Genomic DNA, 14723 nt, shown 5'->3' with positions numbered 1-14723 from the left:
TCACAATACTTCCCTGCATATTCTCATTTCAGTGCGACGATATGTATTCCGACGCTGAATGCGCCGGAGGAACGGCAAAACTGTTTTGCATACGTCTGACCTCCTCAGCCGGCGGTAAACCGAAGAGCCGTTTGAATTCGCGGTTAAACTGTGACGGGCTTTCGTAACCGACGGCGTAACAGGCCGCTGCGGCAGTGAGTTGCTGGCGAACCATTAACATCCGCGCCTGGTGCAGCCGTACCGATTTCACATACTGCATTGGCGGCATGCGGGTTATCGCTTTGAAATGGCTGTGGAATGTTGGCACGCTCATCCCGGCTTGCTGAGCCAGTTGCGACAGCGTTAAGGGTTGAGCATAAGCCGCATGAATGTAACGCAGCGTTTTGCCAATTTTACCGAACTGCCCCTGCAAGGCTAACGCGGCGCGCATCGCATTGCCTTGTGCGCCGGTCAAAACACGAAAATAGAGTTCCCGTACCCGCGCCGGACCAAGGATTGCCGCCTCAAGCGGGTTACCGAGCGTCTCCAGTAAACGCAGCACCGCTGTTTTCAGCGTCTCGTCCATCGGGCTGGAGATCATGCTTTGCGGCGAAGCGGATAACAGCGGAAAGCCGTGCTGTTCAATTTGCAGCATCACATCTGCGGCAACCTGAAAATCCAGATGCATGTAAATCGCCAGCAGCGGGTGATCTGCCGATGCATCCGTTTCCATTACAAAAGGCACAGGAACCGATACCGCCAGGTAGTGCTGTTCGTCGTAAAGATAGATCTGCTGACCGAAATACCCCCGCTTGCTGCCCTGGCAGACAATCACGATCCCCGGATCGTACAGCACCGGCGTGCGGGCCAGCGGGCGATCGGAACGCAAAATGCGCACATCCGCCAGCGCGGTCAGGTTGTACCCCTCCTGCGGGGCAAGTTCCATTAACCTGGCGATCATATCTGACATCGCGTACCTCATAAGATCAGGCAATAAAAAGAGAAGATATGGCCTAAAAAGCCAGCAAATCTGAGAATACTATGCAGCTTCCATTTTTCATGGGAGTAGACGTTATGTCATCTGTAAAAACACTTTTCATCACCGGCGTCAGCAGCGGCTTTGGTCGCGCGCTGGCGCAGGAAGCACTGGCGGCGGGCCACAACGTTATTGGCACAGTGCGCAACCACGACGCGCAGCAGGCATTTGAAGCCCTGCATCCGCATCGGGCGTTTGCCCGCTTGCTTGATGTCACTGATTTTGCGCAAATCAATGACGTAGCCGCAGAGGTTGAATCACACATCGGGGCAATCGACGTGCTGGTAAACAACGCCGGTTACGGCCATGAAGGGATCATGGAAGAGTCCTCGCTTGCAGAGATGCGCCACCAATTCGACGTCAATGTATTTGGTGCCGCAGCCATGATGAAAGCCGTGCTGCCCGGCATGCGCCAGCGCCGCAGCGGGCACATTATCAATATCACCTCAATGGGCGGTTATATCACCATGCCGGGGATCGCCTGGTACTGCGGGAGCAAATTCGCGCTGGAAGGGATCAGCGAAACGCTGGGCAAAGAGGTGAAGCCTTTTGGTATCCACGTCACGGCCGTAGCGCCGGGATCGTTTCGTACCGAGTGGGCCGGGCGCTCGATGATCCGCACCCCGCGCGCCATTGCCGATTACGATGCGCTTTTTGATCCGATTCGCCAGGCGCGCGAGGAAAAGAGCGGAAAGCAGCCCGGCGATGCCGTCAAAGCGGCTCGCGCCATGCTGGCGATAATAGACAGCGACACGCCGCCCGCGCACCTGCTGCTGGGCAGCGATGCGCTCAGCCTGGTACGTGAAAAACTGGCGGCACTCACTGCGGAGATTGACGCATGGGAGGCACTGACCCGCTCTACCGATGGTTAACGGGCACGGGGCGTGCAAGCGCCCCGGTATGGGCTCAAAAGCGGCTCAGCGACTCCATCGCCACGCTTTTAAACGACGCGAAATCCGCGCAGGCACAGAGCCTCGCCGTTACGCGCTCGCGCAGGAAGGTGACGAAAATATCGTAGATAGCCATCGCTTCTTCATACTCGCTCTTGCTGATCGCCAGCAAGAAGATGACATGCGCGGTTTCATCGCCCCACGCGATCCCCTGCGGAGCCAGCACGGTGTAGACCACCGTTTTTTTCGCCAGCAGCCCGAGGGCGTGCGGCAACGCAATACCTTCGCCGAGCAGGGTGCTGACAATCGCTTCGCGCTCGACCACCGAATCGAGAAACTCCGCATCGACAAAGCCTTCATCCTGCAACTGATGGCACAAGGTGTTGAACAGCGTTTGTTGATCCATCGCGCCGTTAATGATGCGGAAATGCGCGGCATCAAAATACTTTTCCAGCATCCACGGCCGCGTTCTGTCTACCAGCACCAGCTTGCCGATCTGCTCCAGTTGATACTCGCTGGGAAACGGCGCGATGGTGACGACCGGCTTATCTTTTTCATTTACCCGCGCGGTGGAGATGACAAAATCTTCCGCGATGCCGTCGCACTGCTCGTACTCACGCAGCGTCACGGTGCGTGTTACCACAATCTGCGGATATTTACGCGACAGCACCGCTTCAATCATCCGCACCATCGCATTTCCGACATCGCACACCAGCAACACCCGCGGCTGGCGCTGATAACCCACGTTGTAATGGCGCTCAAGACCCACGCCGATATGCAGCACCAGAAAACCGATCTCGTTTTCGCTGATCACATACGGCGTGTATTTCCCCCAACTGGAGACCGCCGCCAGCGTCATATCCCACGCCATGGGGTAGTGCTGTTTAATGTTATCCAGCAACGGGTTAGGGATCATTATCTGGTAGCGCACGCGGGTGATCATGGTTTTGATATGCGTGAGCAGATCCGCATGTAGCTGGTCATCGTTTTGCAGGTTGTAGTTATAGTGCGTGTTGATGTAGCCAAGGATGTAGTTGACCAGCGCTTCGTCGTCATCGGCGCTGATGGCGCTGGGTGCGATCTCCTGCACGCGTCGCCCGGCGATATGCACCCGCAGCCAGTGCTCTTCCGCCGCCGCCAGCGGTTTTCCCGCCAGATGTTGCAGCGCAGCAGAGATATCCCGCGCCGCCTCTTTGACATTTTCGTCCCCATCTTCGGCGCTGAATTCAGAGAGCGGATAGCCCTCGCTGATGCGGCGAACCGTCACCGCGCAGTAAAGGCGGATAAACAGATCGCCCTCATCCGTCAGGCGAATATGATGGCGGTTAAAACAGTCATGCAGAATAGTAGCCAGCGCCTCAGGCACCCCCGGATTGAGCGCTTCTTCCGTGATCAGCGGGTTATCGGCATTTTGCTGCGCCAGTTCCCACAACAGATCCGTCAGACAGGCGCGCAGCGCCATTTCGCTGCCAAACAGTTTCATGCCGTGGCGCGGGCGCGTTTCCAGCGTCAGACGGTAGCGGGAAAACCACTCCCGCACCTCGGTCATATCATTTTGCAGCGTGGCGCGGCTGACAAACCACTCATCCGCCAGATCTTCCAGCTTGAGCGAGAAGGCGGAGGTGAGAAAACGCACCACCAGATAATGCACGCGCTCCGGCCCGCTACGCGGAATGCGCAGCGCGCGCGGGCGCGACGCCTGCAAGCTCTGGTAACGTGTGACGTCATCAATTTTCAGTTGATAGCCGCTGCCGCGCGTCAAAATAAACTGCGCGCCGTGGTGCAGCAGCAGAGCGTTCAGTGCGGTGATATCGGCCCGAACGGTACGCGTCGAGACCGACAAGCGCTGTGCCAGCTCATCCTGCGGTAGCGTCTCGTTTTGCAACATCATGAACAGTTGCGCCAAACGTTGGTTCGGGAATCGCACGTCGCTCTCCAGGCTTAAGAGTGAGATGAAATAACCATCTGAGATGGGCTGCCTACCGGCGTATAGTCCGGCTCAAACTGCAATTTACCGTCGCGTTCCACGCGAAAACGGGTGATGTTATCGCTGCGCTGGTTCATCACGTATAGCCAGCGGCCATTCTCCGCCAGCGTTAGCGTGCGCGGGTAATCGCCGCGCGTCCAGACATCATCCTGATGGGTTAGCGAACCATCGGCTTTCACCGTAAAGTGCGCGATGCTGTTATGCAACCGGTTGGCGACATACAGCTGTTTACCGTCACCACTTAATACCAGCCCGGCGGCAAAACTGGTGCCTTTATACTCTTTCGGCAGCGCCGAAAAGGTTTTCCCCGGCTGCAACGTGCCGGTGGTTTTGTTCAGCGCATAGTGTGTAAGCGTCGAGGCTTCTTCATTGATCAGCCACAGGCCATCGCCCTTTGGCGTGAACACAAAGTGGCGCGGCCCGGCACCTTGCGAAGAGGCGCTAATAAAGGGTGGATCATTCGGCGTTAACGCGCCCGTTTTGCCATCAAACTGATACTGATAAATGCGATCCAGCCCAAGATCGGTGGAAAAGACGAATTTCCCGCTCGGATCGGCGGCGATCATATGCGCATGGGGGCCATTGTGATCGCTAATCGCAAAACTGCCTTCCACCGCCGCAGCCGGTTTCGCGGCCCCCGGTTCGCCCTGATCCTGACGCGTATCCACCGCTTCGCCGAGGCTGCCATCCGCTTTCACCGGCAGCACGGCAATCGACCCGCTGACATAGTTCGCCACCAGCAGAAAACGGCCATCCGGCGTCAGCGACAGATAGACCGGTCCGGCACCGCCGGACGCCACCTGGTTCAGCACACTTAACTCGCCGTTAGCGCCAATACGCAGCGCCTGCACCGCGCCCTTTTCCACTTCGCTGGCGAGGTAGAGGGTTTTACCATCCCGCGCCACCGTTAGCTGTGCCGCATTCGGCAACGGGCTGACCAGCGTTTTATTGCCAAGCGCACCGGATTGCGGATCAACGGTAAAGCGATAAAGCCCTTCGCCGTTCGGGTTGTAGGTTCCGACCCAGGCGTACTGCGTTTGTGCCATGGCGCTGGTTGCCAGCAGAGAAAGTGAAACGGTAAGCAGATGACGAGCGGTAAGCATGGTGGCTCCTTACGTGACGAGAGGGCCCTCCCGTATCGGGAGGGAAGATCGTTTACTTCACCAGTGCTTTGGTCATATCCAGCAACTGGCGAACATCCGCCGGGCGCGTGTCGCCACTCGCCTTATCAATGATCGAACTGTAAATATGCGGGATCACCTTGCGAACACCCGCATCCAGCGCGATTTGCAGGATTTCACTGAAGTTGTCCAGATCGATGCCGCCGGTCGGCTCCAGCCAGAAATCTTGGCGCGCACAGGCTTGCGCCACGGCGATAAATTCGTCGCGGCATTTCAGCCCGCCCATCGGGAAGTATTTAATGGAGCTGCCGCCCATATCTTTTAGCAGTGCAATGGCGGTTTCCACCGGCACAATGCCGTCTGGCGCCTGGCTGCTCAGCGGCCCGGTGGAAATTTTTACCCTTCCCGGCGTACCGGTAGGCGAGACCAGGCCATTAACCACCGTGTCGTTCTGCCCGAGCAGCGCGCGGCTGGTCGCCACGCCGGTGAACACCTGGTTAACGTGCTGCGGTTGAACTTCACGGGAGATGGCGCTGACCATGGCCGACTGGTTTGGATCGCCTGCGCCAAGGCCAACAGAAAGTGCATTATCGATACGCGCCGCGTAGTCGCGCATATCCGCGACGGCAGTAGCGACATCGGGGTAGTTTTTCGACAGCACGCCGACCAGCACATGGCCTTCCGCGGCCTCGTAAATCGCGCTGGCGTTCTCTTTGCTGCCCGCCAGCACGTTCAGGCATACGCGGTCGCGGTAAAAATTCGGCGTCAGTTTCATGCATTTGCTCCCTTGTTCAGTTCTTCGGCGATGCGGCGATAAATGATCGTCAGTTGATCGGCGGTGACGCTGCGCACATCGGCTTCAATAATCCCTTCGTTGGCTTTATAACCACGGAAATAAATGGCGTATTCCCCCTGTTTCAGGGCGCTGACCAGCTCGCCGGTAGCGATACCGGTGACGGCTTCATCAAATTTGATTTCGCTGCGGGCAATATCGCGCCCGGCGCTATCCCACACCACGCGCGCACTCACGCCTTTTAGCGTGTTGAGCTGCTCAATAAACGGTGTCATTTTGGCGACCATCTCCGCCCCGCTCTCTTTGCTGGCTGAAAGATAGTGTTCAATGGCGCAGGTCAGGCCGAGAATGCCCTCCTTGCCCACTTTCATTGCGCGGCCAATGCCCGCCGTCTGGCGTTTTACCCACTCCACATATTGTGTTTTGCCGATCACCAGCCCGCTGGTTGGCCCTTCAATCGCTTTTGCGCCGCTGTAGATAACGAGGTCGGCTCCGGCGCGGTAGTAGCACTGCAAATCCTCTTCGGCTGCGGCATCGACAATCAGCGGCAGGTTGTGCTTGCGTGCCACCACGGCGGCCTGCTCCACGCTGAGCATGCTTTTTTGTACGCAGTGATGAGATTTGATAAAGAGGATCGCTGCCGTGCGCGGTGAGATTGCCGCCGCCAGTTGATCGGCAGAGCATTCATTGGCGTAACCGGCTTCCACCACTTTGCCGCCGCCCAGCGCCACCATGGTGCCTACCGGTGCGCCAAAGTTAACGTTGTGCCCGCGCGGCAGTACGATTTCGTTGTTCTCAATCGGCGTGCTGTGCAGGTTTTCCAGCAGCCAGTCGCTGTCTTTCACCAGCACGGCGGCGACAGATTGCGCAATGCCGGCGGAAGCGCACGACACCACGGTCGCGCCTTCGACATCCAGCAGTTTTGCAATGTACTCCCCGGTTTTATTCACCAGGTCTTTCATTTCGAAGTAGTGATTCATGCCGCTGACTACAGCGTCGACCACTTCCGGGCGCGGCGTGGAAACGCCGAGCGCCGTCATGCGCCCGGAAGCATTAATCACCTGTTTTAGCTGGTACTTATCATAAATCGAAGGCATGTTCGGCACTCCCTTGTTCGGTCATATAGCCCTTGCCCGCGCGAATGGCGGCAAGCGGCGTGAGGATCTGTTCGGCCTGTAACGTCTCGTTTTCCGCATCGGTGAACAGCACCGGCTGGCGTTTCAGGTCGAAAATGGTCAGATCGGCGTCGAAACCCACGGCAAGACGCCCTTTATGCTGCAGGCGCAAGCCATCAGCGGCGTGGTCGGTCACACAGGCGATCACCTGCGGCAGCGACATGCCGATGGCGAGGAATTTCGCCATCACATTCGCCAGCGAGCGCACCGGGCCATCGATGCGGTTGCGGCAGTAAATGTCGGAGCTGATGGTCTGCGGCAAAATACCCAGCGCGATGGCCTGCTGTGCCACCGCAAAGCTGAAACTGGCGCTGCCGTGCCCGACATCAAGCCGCACCCCGCGCGCAATGGCGCGCGTCACCGAGGCGCGCAGCTCGCCGGAAGGCGTCAAAATGCGGTTCGGTTTGCCGTTATAGCAGTGGGTAATGATGTCGCCGGAGGTCAGCAGCTCAGCAATCTCATCAAGGTTTGGCGGGTTGTTGCCAATATGCACCATCAATGGCAAATCGCCGTTTTCCTGCTGGATGACTTTGGCGCGTTGCAGCGGTGTGATGCCGTTGTCGCCGACCACGCTGCTGCTCATGCGCGCTTTCAGGCCGACAATAAAATCCGGGTGGCGTTTTATGGCCTCACGCGCAGCGTCGGCGTCGATATTATTCAGGTTCGCCAGCTCGTTTTGCGCGATCAGCCCGACGCGCGAGATATTCAGCAGCGCATAGACGTCCGTCGACGCCTTACGGGTAATGGCATAGAAATCATCGATGTCATCCGCGCCGGTGCTACCGGCATCAATCACCGTGGTAACACCGGACTGAATGCCGACGCTATCGGGCTCGTCGTGATAAATGGGTGAGTTCGGGTAACAGTGGACATGGGAGTCGATCCACCCGGCGCTGACATAATGTTCGCCGCGTAAATCCACGCTTTTCGCCGCCGGGCCGTCGATATCGCCAAGCGCTGCGATTTTGCCCGCCGCGATGGCGATATCCGTCACCGTGTCGTCAACCAGACGCGCCCGGCGCAGGAGTAAATCAAACATGCGTATCTCCAGGAGTAACGGGCGCCGCAGCGCCCGTGGGTGTCAGAGGGCTACCGGGAAAATGGAGCCCAGCAGCATCGCGCCGAGGATCGCGCCCCCGGTGATCGGCTTCTGCCAGAGGTAAAACAGCAGCGCGCCAATCAGCGAACCAATACCAATCGGAATGGAAGCGGTCATCGCGCTGAGGATAATCAACGGGCCGAGGAAGCGGCCGGACGCGTTACCCGCGCCCATCATCACGTCTGCGCCGTAGGTGGAGTCGCTCTGGTTGATGGTGAACTTACGCGCCAGGATAATCAGGTAGCCAATCGCCAGGCCGATGATCAGCCCGGTAGCCAGCGAAGCCACAAAGTTCGCCACCGGGAAGACAAAGCCCGCGCCGAGCAGCAGCGCCGGCACGCCAAGCCCCACCCCGGTCTGGATAGCGCCGCCGATATCGAGAATACCGACCAGCGAACCTTCGATAATGCGGGCAAACAGGAAGCTCGCGCCAAACGCCGCCACCGCGCCGTAAACGCCGGTATCCATGCCGGAACGCAGCATCGAAACAAACGCCACTTCGTTAAACGCGCCAATGCCGTACAGGTAGTACATGTGTGTCCCGGCGAACACGCCGGAAGAGAGCAGGCCGACGAAAATCGGGAATGACCAGTCGGCGTACCAAAAGCCTTTATTCTGTTCCATCTCGGTTCCTTATTTGCCGCTGAGCGAGTTGTGGATAAGCGACAGCCAGTCCGGCGCGCTCAGGTGGAAGGACTCGATCATTTTCAGATCAAAGCCGCGGAAGAACGCACTCAGCACAAACAGAGCGACAATCGCTGTCATCATCACTTTGGTGACGCGGTTCCAGCCGCTCTCTTCCACACCTTTACCAATCAGAATGCCCAACACCAGACCTGGTACGGCGTTACCCATAATGAGCTGCGCCGCGCCGCCAAAAACGGTCGCCCAGAAACCGGATTTCTTGCCTGCATCAATTGCCGCCAGCCAGAAAATCACCGGCATCACGGTGTTGACCAGCAGGTTCGCGGCCGGAACCAGCACTTTCACCGCCGTCACCTGCAACGCCGCCGGAACGGAGGAAGCAGTCAGGTTGAGGAAGGTGACAACCACCATGCCGATCAAGCCGCAGGCGATAGCCATCTTTTTCGGATCGTGCAGGGTTTCGCCCACGTTGCGGTTTTTCACCATCAACGCAGCAGCGCCCCAGTTCGGAATAATGCGGTGATCAACGTCCTGGGTGAACGACCCCGCCGCAACGGATGACGCCCAGGCGTTAAAGAAGAAACCCAGACCAAAAGAGAAGTGCGAAGCCGGGTCCCCTTCGCAGGAGTTCAGTTCGCCCAGTGTACGAAACGCGCCCATCCCTTGCGTGGTCGGCGCATGGAACATGCGTGCAGCCCCTGCGCCCACGCCGACGCCCACCAGGCCGCCGATAATGAGCGATTTTATTAGTATGATTAAGAACATCAGTCTGCCCTCTTCTACCCTGTGATAGTGATTTCTGGGGTATGCGGTGAGTTATTGCGTGACGAAATCCACTTTATCGAGATTGATGGCGGTCACGTTGACGGTGACGTCCAGCTCCACGCTGTACGTGCGTCTTATACGGCGCAGAAAGAGGAACAAAAACGCCTCTTTGCGCGTCGTTTCCTGCGCCTGAACAACCTGCACGTCCTGTGGCTCAATGCGCAGTAAAATGTGCGGCGACGTTTTCATCACCGCGGCCTGAACATGGTTCAGCGCATCGGCGAAGGCGCGCGCTTTCGCATCGCCCTTGCCCTTTACCCTGACCGTGGTGGTGAACTGTTCTTTCATGGTTATGCGCCGTATTTTTTCTGCCACGCCTGCACCAGACGCTCGCCTAACTCTTCTTTGTCCATAAAGCCAAAGCCCAGCACGTTGCAGCCTTCGTTAATCGCCGTCACGCCCTCTTCCACAGAACGCATGCCATATTTGGCTTTGTAGCCATGTTTGTTTTGCGCGGTGATAGCGCCCGCGCCGCCGCTGCCGCAAAAGGAGATGCCAAAGGTGGCGTTTTCCGCTTTCATCACGTCGCCAAGTTTCATATCCGCCGCCACGCCCGGCACGACCACCGCGCGGCCGCCCGCTTTTTCTACACCGGCCGCCACTTTCTGGCCTTTCCCCAGACGGTCGCCAATCACTACGGTAATCTGTTCCATTGTTCGCTCCTTAAAGGTTGTCTTTCGCCACTTCGAAATGCACCGACAGCAGCCAGGCTTCTTCTTCCGGAAGGTTGCTAAAGGCCGCCACGACGTCGCGGGCAAGGTTCATGGAATCCGCCGAGATCTCATCAAACAGGCTGGCATCCACTTCCGGTAGCGGTTCGCCGGTTACCGACCGGTGCGCCATCGCGCGGACATGAGAGGTCAGCATCTGTTGCTGCACCGCGTTCGGCGTAATGTTCTGAGAACTGAGTAAGGCATACACCTGCTTCAGCATGCGTTCAGCGAGGGTTGCCGTTTGCGCAGCCTGCTCCGCGTCGTTTATTACCGCTCCGTTATTCACTCGTCGTACCCCGTTAATGGCTTCGGAATAAAACTAACGTTGCAGGTTAAGAGTTTGTAGCGAGGAGTTTTCCACTTCGAAGTGGAAACGCGGAAGGCTTTAGTGATCTGCGCCTCAAAATGAGGCCGCTGAGGGATTTTTCACTGTATTGCGGTCACAATTTTGACCAAAAGCGGCGGAAAAACGACAGCCCAAAAGCACAAAAAAACGGCGGGCAGGAGAGGAAAAGTGTGAGGTGAATAAGGTTTACTTATTCCTGCCCGTTGTTCAGCGCCCGCAACAGATAATCTGTGAATGACGACACCAGCGGCAGCAACGGCCTGCCGGGTAAATGTAATAAGTGCATCGGGCGCGGCGGCGGTAAATAGTCCGGCAGTACAGCACACAGGCGACCTGCGTCGATATCCCGCTGCAACATGATGTCGGCGTGCTGCACAATCCCCAGCCCGGCCAGCGCCGCCTGGCGAATCGCCTCGCCGGAATCCACCATCAGCCGCGGGGTAATCGCCACCTCTTGCTTACCGTCCGGCCCTTGCAGCTGCCAGCTGTGATCGGATCGCCACTGGCTAAAACTGATGCAGTGGTGCTGTTTCAACTCTTCCGGGGTTTCGGGGGTGCCGTGTCGCGCTAAATAGTCTGGCGATGCGGCGAGGATCATCTGGTACGGCGCCAGCGGAATGGCAATCATCCCTTCATCGTTGACAGCACCGACGCGCACAGCGAGCTGGAAACGCTCCTCAATCAGCGAGACTTTGCGATCGCTCAGCACCATTTCCGCATTCACGCCGGGATATTGCTGTAAAAAACGCGACAGGATCGGCGTTAAGACATGGTTGCCCCAGGCCACCGGCGCGCTGATGCGCAGCAGGCCAGAGACATTTTCATAAAGATGACTGGCTAACCCGTCTGCTTCGCGAACGGTGGCGAGGATTTGCAGACCATACTGGTAAAAACGCTGGCCCGCTTCGGTGAGCCCCTGGCGGCGCGTGGTGCGGTGCAGCAGCTTGCAACCGGTACGATGCTCGAGTTCGCGCACATGTTTACCGACCATTGCCGGCGTGATGCCTAACGAGTCGGCGGCGGCGGTAAAACTGCCGAACTTGATGGTGCTGACAAACGACTCAACGCATTTGAGATAATCCATTTTCCACCCGCATTCTAAACCCACAGTATCAAATGAAGATAACAATGCCCCATTTATCCGCAACAGGACGCGGGAAATAATAGCGCCATTATCGTTTATTGGGTTCTTAATGATGCAATCGCTGGTTTTCAATGAATTTGGCGCATCGGATGTGCTGTACCTGCACAATCACCCTACGCCGCAGCCCGGCGCGGGTGAGTTGCTGGTTGACGTGTCTGCCGCCGGGCTGAATTTTGCGGATATTTATCGCCGCCAGGGGCGTTACCCGCTGGCAGGAAGCGCCCCCTGGGTTGCCGGATATGAAGGCGCCGGTCAGGTGATTGCCGTGGGAAGCGGGGTAAGCGGCTGGCAGCCGGGCGATCGCGTGGGTTTTGCCGATGTGCCGCTGGCGCACGCCAGCCATATTGTGGTGGCGCAGGAAAACGCCATTCGCCTTCCCGACTGGCTTTCTGAAGCGCAGGCCGCGTCGATTCTGTTGCAAGGCTTAACCGCAGATTATCTGGTACATGATGTGTTACCGGTGCTACCCGGCATGCGTGTCGCCGTGCTGGCCGCCGCTGGCGGCGTGGGCAGCCTGCTGACGCAAATGCTGGTACACCGGGGGGTGCAGGTGTTCGCCGTGGCTTCAAACCAGGCCAAGCAACGCCTCTGCCTGCGTAACGGCGCAGACGCCGCCGCCGATTACGACTCATGGCCTGAACAGGTTCGCGCCTGGCATACGCCGGGTTGCGATATCGTGTTTGATTCGGTTGGCAGCACGCTGCAACAAAGCCTGGACAGCCTGAAAGATGGCGGGCGCGTTGTGCTGTTCGGTATGTCCGGCGGCACGATCCCCACGCCGGATCCGGCGCAGTTTTTGTTGCGTTCCACCGGCGTTATCGGTGCCGATCTGTGGACTTATCTGACCTCGCAACAAGAACGGCAGCGCCGCGCCGATCGCCTGTTTGCGCTGCTGAAAGCAGGACATATTAAATTGCCGGAGGTGACATCTTTTCCGCTCTATCGGGGTAAAGAGGCGCATGACTTGCTGGAAAACAGAGAGTTTAGCGGGAAGGTGATTTTGATCCCCTGACATAACGCGTTTTAAAAATGAAACAGCACCAGGGAAGCACATAATAAAAAGCGGACACCGGAAATTCCGGTCGAGAAGCTGAAGTAAAAAGCGGGGCGATTGCCCCGCTTCGTTTAATCAGATACCGAATTAACGGTATTTTTTGTGATACGTATTGCGGGTGTCAATGAACCCTTTGGCGGCGTCCTGCGCCTCTTTCACTTTGCCTTCGTTAGCCAGTTTCAGCGCGCCGTCAATCTGCCCGACCAGCACATCAAAGCCGTGACGATAATCTTTCATCTCCGCGCTATCTGCCGCTTTACCTTCCAGTTTCGGCGGTGTCGCTTTTTGTGCATCCAGCGCAGCGGTACGCATTTTGGTTAATGCATCTTTCATCTCGCCAGCGTCGCTGGTTTTCTGCACCACTTTCAGATTGTCATTCAGGGTGCCCATATCATCTTCGAGATCGGCGGCGAACACCGACGATCCAACAAACAACGATGACACAGCAAGGATCGCTAACAGGTTTTTACGCATTGCTCACTTCCTTTTTTTATTATTCACGCTAAAGGCGCAGCTCTGTACGCCACGGAGTTATTGTCCGGCGATTTTCATCTCCGGGAGTAACACTGAACCACACTGAATATTGCTACGGTGTTCGATATCGTCACCAACGGTAACGATATTACGCCACATATCTTTCAAATTTCCTGCAATGGTAATTTCGCTCACCGGGTACTGGATTTCACCATTTTCTACCCAAAAACCGGACGCACCGCGCGAATAATCACCGGTAATGCCGCTCACGCCCTGGCCCATCAGCTCGGTGACAACAAGCCCGGTGCCCATCTCTTTTAGCATTTGTTCGAAGCTCAAGCCGCGTCCGGCAATGCGCCAGTTATGGATACCGCCTGCATGTCCGGTGCTTTTCAGTCCCAGCTTACGCGCGGAATAATTGGTCAGCAGCCACTGCATCAGTACGCCATCTTTCACGATATCGCGGCGTTCGGTACGCACGCCTTCGCTGTCGAACGGTGAAGATGCCAGCCCTTTAAGCAGGTGCGGATGCTCTTCAATAGTCAGCCACTCTGGCAGGATCTGCTTGCCAAGATAGTCCAGCAGGAACGTCGATTTGCGGTAGACAGAACCACCGGCAATCGCCCCCACCAGGTGACCAAACAGGCCGGTCGCTACTTCGTGGCCGAAAATGACCGGCGCTTTCATGGTCGGCAGCTTGCGCGGCGACAGGCGGGACAACGTGCGACGCGCACACTCTTCGCCCACCCACTCCGGCGTTTGCAGTTCGTTAATATCACGGCTGATGGTGTACGCGTAATCGCGCTCCATGTCGCCATTCTCTTCGGCAATCACGCAGCTCGACAGCGAGTGGCGCGTGGAGCAGTAGCTTTGCAGCATGCCGTGGCTGTTACCGAAGACTTTTATGCCGTAATGGCTATTGAAGCTGCCGCCTTCGGTATTATTAATGCGTTTATCCGCTTTCAGCGCCGCCTGCTCGGCGCGCGCGGCCCATTCGATGGCTTCATCCGGCGTCACTTCCGCCGGGTGGAACAGGTCAAGATCGGGTGCCTCAAACGCCAGCAGCTCTTTATCTGCCACGCCCGCGTAAGGATCCGGCGAAGTGTAACGCGCGATATCGAGCGCCGCCTGTACGGTGCGGGCAATCGCGTCCGGGCTGAGATCGGTTGACGAGGCGCTGCCTTTACGGTTCTGGTGATAAACGGTTATTCCCAGCGCGCCATCGCTGTTAAATTCGACATTCTCCACTTCGCCGTAGCGCGTGCTCACGCCGATCCCGGTGGTTTTGCTGACAGCCACTTCCGCACCGTCCGCTTTTCCGGCAGCTAATTCCAGCGCTGTGGAAACCGCCTCTTCCAGCGTTTTGCGTTGTTGTGCAACTTGTGTGATTACTTTCATTGCCAATGCCATAATTAAGGGAGAGATTCTTTGAAGTCTAACAG

16 protein-coding genes are annotated in these 14723 nt (G+C 57.4%); 2 read left to right on the top strand and 14 right to left on the bottom strand.

The genetic code is table 11. From position 1 onward, the window contains the following. Nucleotides 1-28: 28 nt before the first annotated feature. The gene (locus tag RT644_RS03495) at nucleotides 29-949 is read right to left on the bottom strand and encodes an AraC family transcriptional regulator (RefSeq protein WP_313625697.1); all 921 of its coding nucleotides are present in this window, start codon (nucleotides 947-949) and stop codon (nucleotides 29-31) included. 104 nt (nucleotides 950-1053) lie between these two features. Between RT644_RS03495 and RT644_RS03490 the strand changes: the two genes are divergently transcribed. Beyond that, nucleotides 1054-1887, top strand: coding sequence for an oxidoreductase (locus tag RT644_RS03490; RefSeq protein ID WP_313625695.1), 834 nt, complete (start codon nucleotides 1054-1056; stop codon nucleotides 1885-1887). Between the two features lie 34 nt (nucleotides 1888-1921). Here RT644_RS03490 and RT644_RS03485 read toward each other — a convergent pair whose 3' ends face one another. The 11 genes from RT644_RS03485 to RT644_RS03435 form a co-directional block, all read right to left on the bottom strand. Further along, nucleotides 1922-3832, bottom strand: a complete 1911-nt coding sequence (locus RT644_RS03485) for a PRD domain-containing protein (protein WP_313625693.1) — start codon at nucleotides 3830-3832, stop codon at nucleotides 1922-1924. A 14-nt stretch (nucleotides 3833-3846) separates the two neighbouring features. After that, complete coding sequence (locus RT644_RS03480) at nucleotides 3847-4995, bottom strand: lactonase family protein (protein WP_313625691.1); 1149 nt, start codon at nucleotides 4993-4995, stop codon at nucleotides 3847-3849. A gap of 52 nt (nucleotides 4996-5047) precedes the next feature. Beyond that, the gene (gene dagF, locus RT644_RS03475; protein ID WP_313625689.1) at nucleotides 5048-5788 is read right to left on the bottom strand and encodes a 2-dehydro-3-deoxy-phosphogluconate aldolase; all 741 of its coding nucleotides are present in this window, start codon (nucleotides 5786-5788) and stop codon (nucleotides 5048-5050) included. After that, nucleotides 5785-6903 carry a DgaE family pyridoxal phosphate-dependent ammonia lyase gene (locus RT644_RS03470; protein ID WP_045514245.1) on the bottom strand — a complete coding sequence of 373 codons (1119 nt, stop codon included), beginning with the start codon at nucleotides 6901-6903 and terminating at the stop codon, nucleotides 5785-5787. Before RT644_RS03470 ends, dagF begins: the two co-directional genes overlap by 4 nt. Beyond that, the gene (locus tag RT644_RS03465; protein WP_313625685.1) at nucleotides 6887-8020 is read right to left on the bottom strand and encodes an amidohydrolase/deacetylase family metallohydrolase; all 1134 of its coding nucleotides are present in this window, start codon (nucleotides 8018-8020) and stop codon (nucleotides 6887-6889) included. Before RT644_RS03465 ends, RT644_RS03470 begins: the two co-directional genes overlap by 17 nt. 42 nt (nucleotides 8021-8062) lie before the next feature. Next, nucleotides 8063-8704 carry a DUF4310 family protein gene (locus tag RT644_RS03460; protein WP_020456290.1) on the bottom strand — a complete coding sequence of 214 codons (642 nt, stop codon included), beginning with the start codon at nucleotides 8702-8704 and terminating at the stop codon, nucleotides 8063-8065. 9 nt (nucleotides 8705-8713) lie between these two features. Further along, nucleotides 8714-9490 (bottom strand): DUF4311 domain-containing protein, encoded by a 777-nt coding sequence (locus RT644_RS03455; protein WP_017459108.1) that lies wholly within the window; start codon nucleotides 9488-9490, stop codon nucleotides 8714-8716. A 51-nt stretch (nucleotides 9491-9541) separates the two neighbouring features. Next, a complete protein-coding gene (locus tag RT644_RS03450) occupies nucleotides 9542-9838 on the bottom strand; it encodes a DUF4312 family protein (RefSeq protein ID WP_020456289.1) in 297 nt (98 codons plus the stop codon). 2 nt (nucleotides 9839-9840) lie between these two features. Next, nucleotides 9841-10203, bottom strand: coding sequence for an SFCGS family glycine-rich protein (locus RT644_RS03445; RefSeq protein ID WP_020456288.1), 363 nt, complete (start codon nucleotides 10201-10203; stop codon nucleotides 9841-9843). Between the two features lie 10 nt (nucleotides 10204-10213). Beyond that, a complete protein-coding gene (locus tag RT644_RS03440) occupies nucleotides 10214-10549 on the bottom strand; it encodes a glycine dehydrogenase (RefSeq protein ID WP_313625682.1) in 336 nt (111 codons plus the stop codon). Between the two features lie 250 nt (nucleotides 10550-10799). After that, nucleotides 10800-11693: a LysR family transcriptional regulator gene (locus RT644_RS03435; protein WP_313625680.1), complete on the bottom strand. Its 894-nt coding sequence runs from the start codon at nucleotides 11691-11693 to the stop codon at nucleotides 10800-10802. Between the two features lie 109 nt (nucleotides 11694-11802). Between RT644_RS03435 and RT644_RS03430 the strand changes: the two genes are divergently transcribed. After that, entirely contained in the window at nucleotides 11803-12765 is a 963-nt protein-coding gene (locus RT644_RS03430; protein ID WP_313625678.1) for a quinone oxidoreductase, read from the top strand. A gap of 129 nt (nucleotides 12766-12894) precedes the next feature. On the opposite strand, the gene cybC is transcribed toward RT644_RS03430, so the two are convergent. Both cybC and pmbA read right to left on the bottom strand, forming a co-directional pair. Beyond that, entirely contained in the window at nucleotides 12895-13281 is a 387-nt protein-coding gene (cybC, locus tag RT644_RS03425; RefSeq protein WP_020456284.1) for a cytochrome b562, read from the bottom strand. 57 nt (nucleotides 13282-13338) lie between these two features. Next, on the bottom strand, nucleotides 13339-14691 hold the full coding sequence (gene pmbA / locus RT644_RS03420; protein WP_045514236.1) for a metalloprotease PmbA: 1353 nt from the start codon (nucleotides 14689-14691) through the stop codon (nucleotides 13339-13341). Nucleotides 14692-14723 lie beyond the last annotated feature (32 nt).

Origin of the sequence: Kosakonia sp. (assembly GCF_032104925.1) — a bacterium.
Lineage (GTDB): Bacteria > Pseudomonadota > Gammaproteobacteria > Enterobacterales > Enterobacteriaceae > Kosakonia.
Note: the sequence above shows the minus strand (reverse complement) of the source record. Positions and strands in the feature narration are given on the sequence as shown.